Annotated in this window: 14 protein-coding genes and 1 pseudogene; all 15 read left to right on the top strand. The window is 34.4% G+C overall.

Translation table 11 applies throughout. The features are described from left to right. Positions 1-213: 213 nt before the first annotated feature. The 15 genes and pseudogenes from SLH51_RS20665 to SLH51_RS20595 all read left to right on the top strand — a co-directional run bounded on the left by SLH51_RS20665 (position 214) and on the right by SLH51_RS20595 (position 12645). Positions 214-825: a recombinase family protein gene (locus SLH51_RS20665; protein ID WP_335963421.1), complete on the top strand. Its 612-nt coding sequence runs from the start codon at positions 214-216 to the stop codon at positions 823-825. 869 nt (positions 826-1694) lie between these two features. Continuing rightward, the gene (locus SLH51_RS20660; RefSeq protein WP_335963420.1) at positions 1695-3860 is read left to right on the top strand and encodes a S9 family peptidase; all 2166 of its coding nucleotides are present in this window, start codon (positions 1695-1697) and stop codon (positions 3858-3860) included. A 440-nt stretch (positions 3861-4300) separates the two neighbouring features. Then, on the top strand, positions 4301-4732 hold the full coding sequence (locus tag SLH51_RS20655; RefSeq protein ID WP_335963419.1) for a GNAT family N-acetyltransferase: 432 nt from the start codon (positions 4301-4303) through the stop codon (positions 4730-4732). A gap of 2 nt (positions 4733-4734) precedes the next feature. Next, a complete protein-coding gene (locus tag SLH51_RS20650; RefSeq protein ID WP_335963418.1) occupies positions 4735-4971 on the top strand; it encodes a histidine phosphatase family protein in 237 nt (78 codons plus the stop codon). 97 nt (positions 4972-5068) lie between these two features. Continuing rightward, on the top strand, positions 5069-5398 hold the full coding sequence (csaA, locus tag SLH51_RS20645; protein WP_335963417.1) for a chaperone CsaA: 330 nt from the start codon (positions 5069-5071) through the stop codon (positions 5396-5398). A gap of 135 nt (positions 5399-5533) precedes the next feature. Beyond that, positions 5534-6325, top strand: coding sequence for a PhzF family phenazine biosynthesis protein (locus SLH51_RS20640; RefSeq protein ID WP_335963415.1), 792 nt, complete (start codon positions 5534-5536; stop codon positions 6323-6325). A 130-nt stretch (positions 6326-6455) separates the two neighbouring features. After that, positions 6456-6893 (top strand): DUF4275 family protein, encoded by a 438-nt coding sequence (locus SLH51_RS20635; RefSeq protein ID WP_335963414.1) that lies wholly within the window; start codon positions 6456-6458, stop codon positions 6891-6893. A gap of 175 nt (positions 6894-7068) precedes the next feature. Further along, on the top strand, positions 7069-7539 hold the full coding sequence (locus tag SLH51_RS20630; RefSeq protein ID WP_335963413.1) for a GNAT family N-acetyltransferase: 471 nt from the start codon (positions 7069-7071) through the stop codon (positions 7537-7539). A gap of 37 nt (positions 7540-7576) precedes the next feature. Next, positions 7577-8185, top strand: coding sequence for a transglutaminase-like domain-containing protein (locus SLH51_RS20625; RefSeq protein ID WP_335963412.1), 609 nt, complete (start codon positions 7577-7579; stop codon positions 8183-8185). Between the two features lie 125 nt (positions 8186-8310). Beyond that, positions 8311-8781 (top strand): NUDIX hydrolase, encoded by a 471-nt coding sequence (locus SLH51_RS20620; protein WP_332698169.1) that lies wholly within the window; start codon positions 8311-8313, stop codon positions 8779-8781. Positions 8782-8966: 185 nt separating this feature from the next. Further along, positions 8967-9383, top strand: coding sequence for a GNAT family N-acetyltransferase (locus tag SLH51_RS20615; RefSeq protein WP_335963411.1), 417 nt, complete (start codon positions 8967-8969; stop codon positions 9381-9383). Positions 9384-9545: 162 nt separating this feature from the next. Beyond that, a pseudogene (locus SLH51_RS20610) lies at positions 9546-9638 on the top strand (HAD family hydrolase); the annotation flags it as partial. A 52-nt stretch (positions 9639-9690) separates the two neighbouring features. Then, a complete protein-coding gene (locus tag SLH51_RS20605) occupies positions 9691-10059 on the top strand; it encodes a hypothetical protein (RefSeq protein WP_335963410.1) in 369 nt (122 codons plus the stop codon). 5 nt (positions 10060-10064) lie between these two features. Next, the gene (locus tag SLH51_RS20600; protein WP_390184018.1) at positions 10065-12200 is read left to right on the top strand and encodes a site-specific integrase; all 2136 of its coding nucleotides are present in this window, start codon (positions 10065-10067) and stop codon (positions 12198-12200) included. Next, positions 12172-12645 carry a hypothetical protein gene (locus SLH51_RS20595; RefSeq protein ID WP_332693561.1) on the top strand — a complete coding sequence of 158 codons (474 nt, stop codon included), beginning with the start codon at positions 12172-12174 and terminating at the stop codon, positions 12643-12645. Before SLH51_RS20600 ends, SLH51_RS20595 begins: the two co-directional genes overlap by 29 nt. The last annotated feature ends 119 nt before the right edge of the window (positions 12646-12764 follow it).

Here is a 12764-nt window from a genome sequence, read left to right as displayed (position 1 = left end):
TTACTTAACAAAATTAAGGTTGTTCATTTGGAACTCTCTTCACCCCGTTCGTTTAAGTACACTTTTACGAACGCTAAAATTTTGCCTGAAAATGGCCATTTTTCACGTTCGTAAAACTCGAAAAATCATTTACGAACGTCCGTTGTTTTATATACACTTTTACGAACGTTTTTGGTAGAATAAGAGAAAGAAAATTAGAAAGAGGAGTAAAAAATGGATGTTCGGAAGTTTGGTTACATAAGAGTCAGCAGCCAAGATCAAAATGAAGGTCGACAATTGGAGTCCATAAAAAAAATAGGAATTGATACACGTGATATTTTTATAGATAAGCAAAGTGGAAAAGATTTTGACCGAGCTCAATACCAATTATTGAAACGCATTATCCGTAAAGGGGATATCCTTTATATTCATTCCCTCGATCGCTTCGGTCGGAACAAGGAGGAAATTCTCCAGGAGTGGAATGATCTCACAAAAAGTATTCAGGCGGACATCGTGGTCATGGACATGCCTTTGTTGGACACAACAAAGTACAAGGATAGCTTGGGGACCTTCATTGCTGACTTAGTTTTACAGATTCTTTCCTGGATGGCACAAGAGGAACGAGATCGGATTCGAAAACGGCAGCGTGAAGGAATTGATGTGGCTTTACAAAATGGGGTGGCGTTTGGTCGACCGAAAGCTACTATTACAGAAGAGTTTAAACAAGCATATAATCAGTGGAAATCAGGAGAGATAACAGCTGTAAGTGCTATGCAGGAAATTGGAGTAAAAAAGACGACTTTTTATAAGCTGGTTAGGGAGTATGAAAGAGCATTAGAAAAATAACTATATATAATAGAAGAAACAAGACAAATAAAAGAGCCATTTCCAGATTGGGAGAAAAGGAAAGAAATATTGGATGAAGAGATTGCCTACTCTCAGTGTACTTTATTAAAAATGAAAGGAATTAAAAGATGAAGTAATGTGAAAAATGTTTTGATGACGAGTTCTTAATGGGGTACCACCAACATTTCGCGCAAAACATACGTTAAGCAAATTTCGACATAGAAAAAGCACGATTTCTATACGCTAAGACTGTCTTAAAATTTTCAGATGTGGCGGATAAATCAAGACTAAAATGAAAAATTAATAGAAAAAAATAGCACCCTTACTTTGTGGATATACACACAAAGTAAGGGTGTTAAGGAGTCACAGAGTGTACTGTTTTTTGTTTATTCCCCTTCCAGTAATGTATATGACAGTAGGGGCAATTTCCCTTAACTCATTAAGTTTGGATACAACACTTGTTGTAAATTTTAAGTGACAATAAAGTTTGTTTAAAAAACGCCAGTCATGCTCTATTCAACAATCGGGCCATATAATTGAATAACACTTGGAAGTTAATTTGGATATTTATAGTGATTATGAAGGAATGTACTTAAAGTGACAGTTTAGTTTAACAAAGCAGGATACTTGTTTTTATTATCGAATAGGATTGCTAGAGTCTAACTTTCAGAAGGTTGTAAGGCTCTTTAACTTGAAAATTAAAATTATTAATTTTGGTGGAGTTAGGAGGTAGCGAATGGTTATTTTAAATGAATGGTTTCTTCATTTAAAATGGATACCAATGTTACATTTCTCTGAAACAAAATCCCTAAATAGTATCTTTAAATGTTTTAATCTATAAGTATTTATCATAAATTTGGGGGATTTGTATGAAACATACAATAACAATAAATGAAATACTAAATGTAAAGGAACCTGCTGATCGGGTTTATATGTCTATATCTTGTGATAATAATTGGTTAGCTTTTTGTTTAAGTGGGGAGCCTGTTGAGGAAAAATCTATTGGTGTCTCAATGGCAGTAGAGGGAAACTCTCAATGGGTTTGTAATCTTAAAACAGGTCATACTTTTCCAGTGGCTCCAGAAGCAAAAAGTAGTTGGGCAGGAGTATGGTCTCCTGACGGAAAAACTCTTGCATTTTTTTCGGATATTGAAGGTAAAGCTCGTCTATGGTTATGGAATTCCTTTAGTAAGACTTTGAAATTAGCCTCAGATTTAGTTGTCCGCCCTTTTTTCGGGTTCGAAAAACCAATTTGGACAAAAGATAGTCAACATATTATAGTGAAATCTATGCCTTCAGTAGTAATTGATGATGATGACTATTATTCTTTTTCAAATCAGGATAACATTATTCTAATTCCTGATCATTCACCAAAGGTATATACAACCATTAATACCAAAGCAAAGGAAGATAAATCAAATTTAAACACTTGGGTGAATCGTTATCGGGCAGATATTAGTATGATCAACGTTAACACAGGATTTTCTACACTTCTTTGTAGTGGGTTAAGACCAGTCGGAATGGAAGTATCGAAGGATGGTCATTATCTAGCTATAACTAATTGTTTGGGAGAGGAAAGAATAAATACCCAACAAAATATTTTTGAATTATGGATTTGTACCTTGGAGTTTAATGGAAATCATAAAACGCAGCGTGTTGCTACTAATATCCGCATGAATTATGGGCTAAGTTTTTGCTGGGGGCATGATAACAAATCTATCTACTATACAACAAGTGGACCTTTGTCTGATGGAGGATTATGGTTAGTTAATACGTCTTCTGTTAAACACGAACTTTTATTTAAAGATGAAAAAACTCATTTAGGACATGACTATGACCCACCTAAGCTATTAAAGAATGGCAATGTAGTAATGATTGCTAATGGAAAGCTATGGTATTACAGTTCAAATTCTAGAAAGTTAGGCGAATATTTGGTTCAAGAAGGAAGATGCATTGTTGCAGGATTCCCAGTATCTGATGACAATCAAATGCTTATTCAGACTCATGAACCAATAGAAGCCCTTGATGGATTTTGGGAAGTTAATTTCATAACAGGGGAAACAAAAAAAGTGCTTGAAGAACCAAAAGGTCATCTTCCTTGGTATGAAGGTGGGGCTGCATACGGTGACCATGAAAATGGAAAAATCACTTATATCTTTCAGGATGCAGATCGCCCACCTACATTAAGAGTCTTTGATATAGGAACAAAAAGTGAATTGACTGTACAATTAAACAAAATAAACACGGAGCAGTTTGGTTCTTCCCAAATCATTCGTTGGAAAAGTAATAATCGTGAATTAAGAGGTGCATTGCTCCTACCCAAAGATATAAAGAAACGTGTTCCTGCGATTATTCGTGTTTATGGTGGCTCAATGCAATCAAAAAATATCCGATTATTTGGGTTAAGTCCTATGAAGTGTGATAATCATCAATTATTTGCTTCAAGAGGGGTCGCTGTGTTTTTACCCGATTTGCCTATGTCAAGGAGTCATGAACCTGCTGATGAAATTACGAAAGCAATTGAAGATGCTTTTGATGCTTTAGCTAAGCATCCTAATATAGACCCAAACAGAATCGGTATTATTGGACATTCATTTGGTGGATACTCAACACTTGTAGCTATTACACGATTGCAACATTTCAAGGCAGCAATAGTTTCTGCGGGACTTGGCAATTTAGTTAGTTTTTATACACAAGTTGAATTAAAGAATTCAACACCTAATTTTAATTACGGATGGGTAGAGGATGGGCAAGCGAATATGGGTGCTACTTTATGGGAGGAACGGGAGCGTTATATAAGAAATTCTCCAATCTTTGATTTCCATAAAATCGAAACTCCTGTTCTACTTGTTCAAGGGACGAGAGATCACTTATGTCATTCGGAAGCTGGACCTATGTTTTCATCACTAAATAGATTGGATAAAGTAGCTCAATTGGTCTTTTATGATGAAGAACATCATCAGGGTACATGGCGTCAAGAGAATATAGAGGATTATTATAAACGTGTTTTTGCATGGCTAAAGAAATACCTTTAGGAGTACCATTTATATCTGACTTTAAGTAGATTGAGCAGATTGGACATCAGTTTGTTCAATCTTTTTTTGAAATGACAGTAGATGATAAAAACGTTAATAATATTGAATTATACTGAAAATTACTATTTTCATTAATTTGATGGTGTCACTCTGCTGCATGGAGGCTAACGGGTGTCAACAAGCTAAAGGCAGCAATCATAATCATTATCTTGATCTTCCGCAATCGGGCGCAATTGTGGAACAATAAAATCCTAATTTCTCATTTATATCACTGAGAGATTGGGATTTTTTAATATTTGAGTTTCTTTAAAATTTTAAATCCACATTTTTGCTGGAGCTTATTGTATTAACAGGATAGTTATTATAATGAAATTTAAAAAGGTATTTTCTATATAATTCCAGAATTGATATTAAAAAGATTACTGAAGGAGAAATGAATTATGAGTTTTCATATTACTAAAGAATTAGATAGAAAAGCTAAACAGTATATTGATGATGGACTTTATAAATTTAATATAAAGCATTTCCCAGAAGATTTAGGAGGTAGATACGAAGATATTGGTTTATTTATTAAAGATGACAACGGCAATGTTCGTGGTGGAATAATTGGTGCAATATGTTGGAATTGGTTAGAGATATATAATTTATTTTTAGATGAGGATATAAGAAAAATGGGATATGGAACAAAATTATTATTAGAAATAGAGAATATAGCTATGGAAAAACAATGTGATTTTATTAAGCTAGATACTTTAAGTTTCCAAGCATTAAGTTTTTATGAAAAGAATGGGTATCAAGTCTTCGGAAGTTTAGATAATGTAGGCAGAGATCATAAGCATTACTATTTAAAAAAGGATTTACGGAGGAATTAAGGATGCTAAAAACTACATTGTACATAGTAAGACATGGGCAAACAGAATGGAATGTCCAGAAGAGGATGCAAGGGCATAAGGATTCAGCATTAACGAAATTAGGGGAATCACAAGCTCAATGGCTATATCATTCTTATATTGGTGTTGATATGGACTTTTTTATTAAGCATTATCCAGAAGAAATTTTTGAGAACGGTATACAGTGTAGAGATATGATTCGCTTATCTCAAGATTTATAAATGTAGTTCTTTCTTTACTGATATCAGTTTTAACTATTTCTGTTCTTTTTATTTATCTTATAGAGCTCTATTCTATATCTATTGGGGGTTAAAGATCATGGCAACAATTGAAGATTTTTTGAAGTTAGATATCCGTGTTGGTACTGTAATTAAAGCAGAACCATTTCCAGAAGCACGAAAACTCGCAATAAAATTAGAGATTGATTTTGGTGAGATTGGAATCAAGCAATCTTCGGCTCAAATTACACGAAGATATGAACCAGAACAACTTATTGGGCGTCAAGTAGTTGCAGTAGTAAACTTCCCTCCTAGACGAATTGCTGGTTTTAAATCTGAGGTATTGGTAATCGGTGGTATTCCAGAAGAAGGTGATGTGGTTCTCTTAAAACCAGATGAATCTGTTAAAAACGGTACACCAGTCGCCTAAGCATTAGAGTGACTTGATGTCTAAAAAGTATAAAGTCTTGTTAAACAAACAGGCACTTTACAAGTAAAGGATCGTGTTCTTTTTTATTTTAAAAAGTATAAATGATGCTGATTTAATATAGGGATGTGGGCGTATATGAATAGCGAATTTTATTTCATTAATGCTTTTTCTAAAGAAGAATTTAAGGGAAATCCTGCAGCAATAGTTTTCTTGAGAGAAAAAAGAACAGAAGAGTGGATGAAATCCCTAGCAAAAGAACTAAATCAACCTATCACAACTTTTATTACAATAAACGATGAAAATAACTATCAGCTTAGATGGTTCACACCCACTAAAGAGATTGATTTATGTGGGCATGGTACATTAGGAGCTGCTCATATACTGTGGAGTGAGGGTTTTACTTCCTCAGAATCAACAATTAATTTTTATACTCAATCAGGACTTCTTCGAACTGAGTTATCAGAAAGAAAAATAATTCTAAGATTTAATTTAAAAGAATCAACTCAAACAGAAGTGACTGAGCAATTAAAACAAGTTATTGATTTCCCTATAAAAGGTGTTGCTTGGGCAGAAGATCGGTACATTTTAGAACTAGAAAACCAGGAAATAGTTCATAACGTAACACCTAATTTGGGAGCAATTAGAGAACTAGAGGGTCCAGGTATAATTATTACTAGTCGTGGATCAGATAAGTATGACTTTGTATCAAGGTATTTTGCTCCAAAGATAGGAATTAACGAAGATTACGTAACTGGCTCTGCACACTGCGCATTAGCTTCATATTGGAGTGATCACTTAAATAAAAAAGAATTTACAGCATATCAAGATTCCGAGCGCGGGGGTGAAATAAAACTAAGGATAAAAGGAGAAAAAGTTGAGTTAATTGGAGATTGTGTAACTTTACTGAAAGGACATCTATATAATTAGTTGATCTTCAGCAATCGGGCGCAAGAATTGAACAATGACGGACTGTTTTAGCGTTTCATCTTTCTTGGTCTTTAAGCAGTTAAAAGGCAGGTTACTAGAAGAATTTTTATCTTTTGATTAGGAGAGTCAAATGAATGACCTATACGATAGACTTAAAACAAAAAAAATAAAGATAACCGAAATGCCAAAATGGGGATCTTACTTACGAAAGCAATGGGAAGAAAATTTTGCTAATCATTTAAGCGATAAAGATAAGAAATCAATTTACTTATTTGATAATGGCGGTTATTGTGGTTATTTATGGCACTTGTTTAGTTATAAGAAAAAGGATTGTTTAGTTGGAGAAAAAGCTGAAGACGTATTTAATAATCAACCAAAGAATAATTGCTATGTTTTTTATCAACATTCAGATTATGTACTTTTTCTAGATAATTCCTCTTTGTTTAATACTGATGACCTAATAAACGAAACAGATATTTATATTGTAGATAAAGGATTTAACTGGACTTATGTACAAACGCATGAAACTGGATTGTGCGGTCCATATTTCAGCAGAAAAAGAAATTAGTTTAAAGTTATTCCACTAAAGGGCGCTTTTCTGAAATAAGGAAAGCGTCTTTCTTCATGAAAAGGGCCATATTCTTGAATAAGAGAGTGATTTTTCAGATAGTAAAGCTATATCTCTCTGTTGATTAAATATACAATAAAATGTATATTTATAATTAAAAAGGGAGGGATATAACTTGGAGATAAAATTTGCTGAGGTATTGGATGCACCAATAATACACGACTTAATGATCAAGGCATTTATGGAATATAAAGACGAAGTACCATCCTCAAGTGCTTTGGAGGAAACTGTACAATCTGTATTAATTGCTTTAAAAGACGGTGAGCAGGGTTTAATAAGCTATGTTGATAATCAGCCTGTTGGAATGGTTCGTTTTCAATTAAAAGAAGACGGTTTATATTTTTATAGACTATCAGTAATTCCAGAAAAACAGGGTCTTGGTATTGCGAAAAAAATATTAGGGTCTTTAGAAGATGTCGCAATAAAAAAGGGAGTAACTACGATATTTTGCAAAGTTCGTATGACTGTGCCTAAAAATATAAAGTTATATCGTTCAATTGGGTATGGAATCTATGATGAGGAAGTTGTACATAAACCAAACGGTATAAATATTAAAGTTGTTTCTATGAAGAAGAGACTCAATTAGGGCAAGCATCACAATAATTGATCAAGGAGCGGAGCTAGTGTATCTAATATGTGAAAGTGATAATTTAGAAGATTATTTGCTTGAATTAAACGAGATTAATTATTCTAACCCTTTGATAAAGTCGAAAGTAGATGAACTTTTTAATCCATCTCAATCTGAAATTGAAAAGGCAGAGGTTGCTTTTGAATTTGTTCGTGATGGAATATCTCATTCTTGGGATATCCAAGGGAAACGAGTTACGTGTAATGCATCAGATGTATTAACCTATAAAGAAGGGATATGCTTTGCAAAATCCCATTTACTAGCATCTTTATTACGTTCACAAGGAATACCAACTGGTTTCTGTTATCAACGTTTGATGTTGTTTGATACACCAGAAAAAGGGTACTGTATTCATGCTTTGAATGCTGTCTATTTAAAAGAACTTAATAAATGGCAAAGGCTAGACGCTCGTGGGAATAAAAAGGGAATTGATGCCCAATTTTCAATTGATGAAGAAAAATTAGCTTTTACGCCCCAAGAGAAGTTTGGTGAAAAGGATTATCCTATTATTTATAGGAAACCACATCCAAAAACAATAGCTGCGTTAAAAGAACAAACAGATGTATTAGAATTGTATAAATATCACTTACCAGAGAGCTTATAGTTGTTCCATTTAAGGGCGCGTTTATCGAACAACGCGTCTTTTTATATAAGGCCAAATAGTTGAACAAGGAACTTTAAAATTGAAAGAGAATTATTTATGTATTAGAAAATTAGGAGGTTAAATGGTTGGGATATATTTCTGAGATAAGGAAGTTTATTGGTAATCGACCTATTATTAGTGTGGGAGCAACTATACTTGTAATAAATGAGAAAAAAGAAGTTCTCTTTCAACATCGTTCAGATACGCTGGATTGGGGATTACCTGGTGGCTCTATGGAACTAAGGGAGACCTTAGAAGAAGTTGCTTCTCGTGAATTAAAAGAAGAAACAGGACTTGAAGCGAAAAGCTTTGAATTAATAGGTGTATTTTCGGGTCCAAAATATTATTTTCGTTATCCAAATGGGGATGAAACATATAGTGTAATTAATCTATACCGAGCCATAGATGTTAGTGGGCAACTTGAGATGAATGATGGAGAAAGTATTAATCTTAAGTATTTCGGTAAAGACAATCTTCCAGTTAATCTTGAAAAAAGAGCAAAAGCTCTTATTGACGCTTTAGGGGATGCCTTTTGGGAATTAGATTCGACTTTCTAGTCTCGACCTATAATTATCCTCTTCAGCAACAGGTTGCTTGAGTTTAATAAGTGAGAGACAGCTCAAGGATCCTTTAGGCGCTATTCTTGAATAGAGAGGACTCTAGGAGTATCAGAAGGGTTTGAATTAAAGAGAATGCAGTCCGTTTCAATATTGTCTCCAACTATTAAGAAGGTGATCTCGAAGTGATCAATATAACATCTAAAACAATTACCCCAGAGGTAAGTGAACTTTTATCATACGCCACTTCCGAAGCGAAAATTGTCCAATCATATGAGAATTATGTTAAATTTCCAGACCATGTTTTGTATGGATTTGAGTATGGAAGAAAGATTGTCGGTTGTATAGGAATAAAGCTTTTAGGGCGAGATAAAATTGAAATAGTACACATTGCCGTTGCTCCAAATTTAAGAGGGAATCGTATTGGAAGCAAAATGATTGAGTTCATATGTAACGAACATTCGCCTAAAATTCTTTATGCTGAAACTGATAATGATGCTGTGGATTTTTATATAAAATTTGGTTTTAAGATAACAAATCTTGGTGAGAAATATCCTGGTGTTGAGAGATTTTTATGCGAATATGAAATAATCAAAGAGTAATAAATTTACTCAACAAAAGGGCGCTTTCCTGTAAGAAGGATTGCGCTCTAATTGTATTTAAGGTCCAGATTGAAGAAGGTATTTAAGGTCCAGATTGAAGAAGGTATTTAAGTTAAGATAAAGAAATAAATTAGAATTATGTTTCTTGGGAGAGAGTGTAAAATGATTAAGGCAGTCATATTTGATTTAGATGGAACTTTGTTATATCGAGATGCTTCAGTACAGAAGTTTATAGACAACCAGTACGACCGACTAAATGGGTACGCCTTTTACTTATGAAGCATGGTACTACCACTGGAATAAAGCGATGAAAAAATGTGAGATGAAGTTCAATCCACATAAAACAAGACATTGGTTTATCACGTCAAGGTTGCGAGAAATCTATCAGACTTCTAACACAGAAGCAGAGATCAAACAAAAGAAGAATGAACTTATTAAATACATCAAGTGGAAAGATGAAGAAACCATTAAAGTTTACGAGCATTATTTTGATGAAGAAAGCCACCGTAAAGCGCACGATGGCATGTTAGAGAACATGGCTGAAAAAGAAAAAGAATATATGGAACAAAAGAAAAGCAAGCGTAAGAACAAACCTAACTTAACAGTCATAGAAAATAACGTTGATGATATTGAGATCGATAACGAAATACAAGAATTATTAGATGGATTGGAGTGATTACACTGACTGTATTTACAGATAAGTCACAATCACCGTTTTATGAGAAATTATTGGGTAAGGTTGATGAACAGCTTCTTCACTTGCAAGATGCAAGGGGAATATTCCTCTTAGATAAGGTTCATGAAAAGAATATGAATTACTATATTCGTAATGTAGCAAAAAAACCGTGGAATAATCATTTATTACTTTCTATATTAATTTATGCTGATAAAAATTCAGACGTTAGAACAATAGATTATTTTATACAACTTATGAATCCAAGATTAAATGATTTGTTTAATATTTTCTATTTCAATAAAATGACTGATTTTGATGTCGAAACACATATGTATCAATATTTAAAAGGTACAATCTTTGTGGAACACTCGGATTCTATGCGAGCCGAATTATTAAATCGATATCGAAATAATTCTTATTTAACAAAGAAATGGCTAACAGCAAAATTAACTCAAGAGCAACAATCCTATTTTGAGCAATACCTATTCCCTATGCCATCTTATGATGCAAGAGATTTCTCATTTACTAAATCAGCAATGACACAAAGACACAACACTCGTAAGAGTGAAACGGATGCTATCGTTCCTATGCTTCCTCAAATTCGAGCAGAAGGACATTTTCGTTGGAATCAGCTACATCGACTTCGACAAGCGTTTTTAAAGGCGTGTGAAGAAGCGCAAACAACCAAATGTGCCCTCCCTTTAGAATTTCATTATGATGAACCTGAACGTGTCGGAGAACGCTTTTATTTCCGTCTGTGGGACAAGCCTTCGTTTGTTTTACATCATCAAGATCAATTCTCTGCATCATCTTTAAAAGCTGCATCTAATCGTACTGGTGCTTATTCAGAGGAGAAGAATAATTATTTCGTTGAATTTTTAAAAGCGGAACGGTTAGAAGATGACGAAGAAGCTGAGGGCCTTTGGTTTATGGAACTTTTTGAAAAAGACGTTGTTGGTAGTTGGAATCTAAATGCAAGTGATGATGAATTACAACAAAAGCGAGAATTGTTATATTCATGGGGATATGGTGAGGAAGATTCTACTAAAAATTCTGTTCCCTTTCTTTCTATGCATAAAGGAATCATTACACCAAGTACCTTTGTTTCTCGTAATCAAGATATCGCGGAAGGGATTTTGTTTGATGTGGAACCTATCTATGCTGGAATAACCTTCGGTTTATTAGCTTTAGATATTTTCACAACAACTGGCGCAAGACTTAATGAACTATTACAAATGAACTATTCAAAAGAATGCATCAAATCAGTAAAAATCGATAATAAACTTCATCATTCCTTTTACGCTATACCAAAAGGCAGAGATGAAGTTGAATCCTTTTATATTAGCGACCAAACCATGAAGTTAATTGCCAAGCTCATTAAGTTACTCAAATATCATTATGGTGCAACTAAGATACCGAGCGTGGGATATCGTGATGATCGAAAGCATTTGTTCCCTAACCCAAAACCCTATCTCTTTCAATACAACAATCGTTCTTTTAAGAAGAATACAGTTTATTCATGCCTTCGCTTTTTGCTCCATGGCTTACACTTTGAAACACAAGAAGGGAAAGCGATTACGGTTAAAACCCACTTATTACGTCATGCATTTGCTACCGAAGCGGTTCAACGACAAAAACTACCAATTGATATTGTCGCAAAAATCCTACATCAACGAGATGTAGGTGTTACAGGTTACTACTCGGAGCCTACACCAAGCCAAGTGGCTCAATCGGTCAGTGATTTGCATGATGTGATTTCAGACTACGTGGATGTAGATGAGGCCGTCCTCCGCAGTCCAGAAGAGCTGCAACAAGAGCTGGAAGAATACAAAGAAAAAGTTGGTGTGTTTAATAATGTTTTGGGTGGAACGTGTGTCACAGATTTTGTATGCCCAACTAAAATGCAGTGTTTAGGGTGCCAAGCTAAAGTTCCGCAACCTGAAAAGAAACATGAGCTAGAAGAAGTAATAGAGCTTTCCAAAGACATGGAGAAACGTTTTTCTAAAATGAACTTGCCTGTGGAAGTGAAAAAAGCAAAAGCAATGCGGAAACATGCTCGAAATGAATTAAAGGAAATTGACCTTATTGAAAAGTATCGGGAGGAACAGAACTATGAGCCACACATTCGATTCGATAAATGACAAAGAGTGGCTAAAAGAAACACATCTAAAACGAAGCAACCGTTCTGTTGAATTGGGAAAACAAGCAATAAACGAGTTAATCAAACAAGGTAAGCCAGTGACTTATAAGAATATATCAAACCTCTCTAAAGAACTGGATCCCGAAGGGAAAGGGATTCATCCAAATACGATCCGAACAAATGATGCGTTATATGGCTATTACAAGCAACATAGTAAAACATACAAACAAAAAGAAAATGGTAAAAACCTTAAACCACAACGTATTGAATTAAACGATAATATGGATTTTCGAAAGATCAAACCAGATCGTAAGATTGAGAAGGTTCAACGCAATTACATGAAATTATCGAAGCAAGAACTTGTTCAACGACTGATCCTTGCTGAACAGTATATCGCAGAAAATAATACGAAATGGGTGGCGAATTATTTTGAGATGTTTAAATAGGTGATACAATGGAAACTATCCTATTTCTTCTTCAACTAACGGGCAGTTGTGCGGCCGAGCCTAGGTCGTATCATATAGCGGGTGGGATTCCCGTCGAGCAAGAACTAGCCACTCACTCG

This window comes from Halalkalibacter kiskunsagensis (assembly GCF_037027555.1).
GTDB classification, from domain to species: Bacteria; Bacillota; Bacilli; order Bacillales; family Bacillaceae_D; genus Halalkalibacter; species Halalkalibacter kiskunsagensis.
The sequence above is the reverse complement of the archived record's forward strand: the minus strand, read 5'-3'. Positions and strand labels throughout refer to the sequence as shown.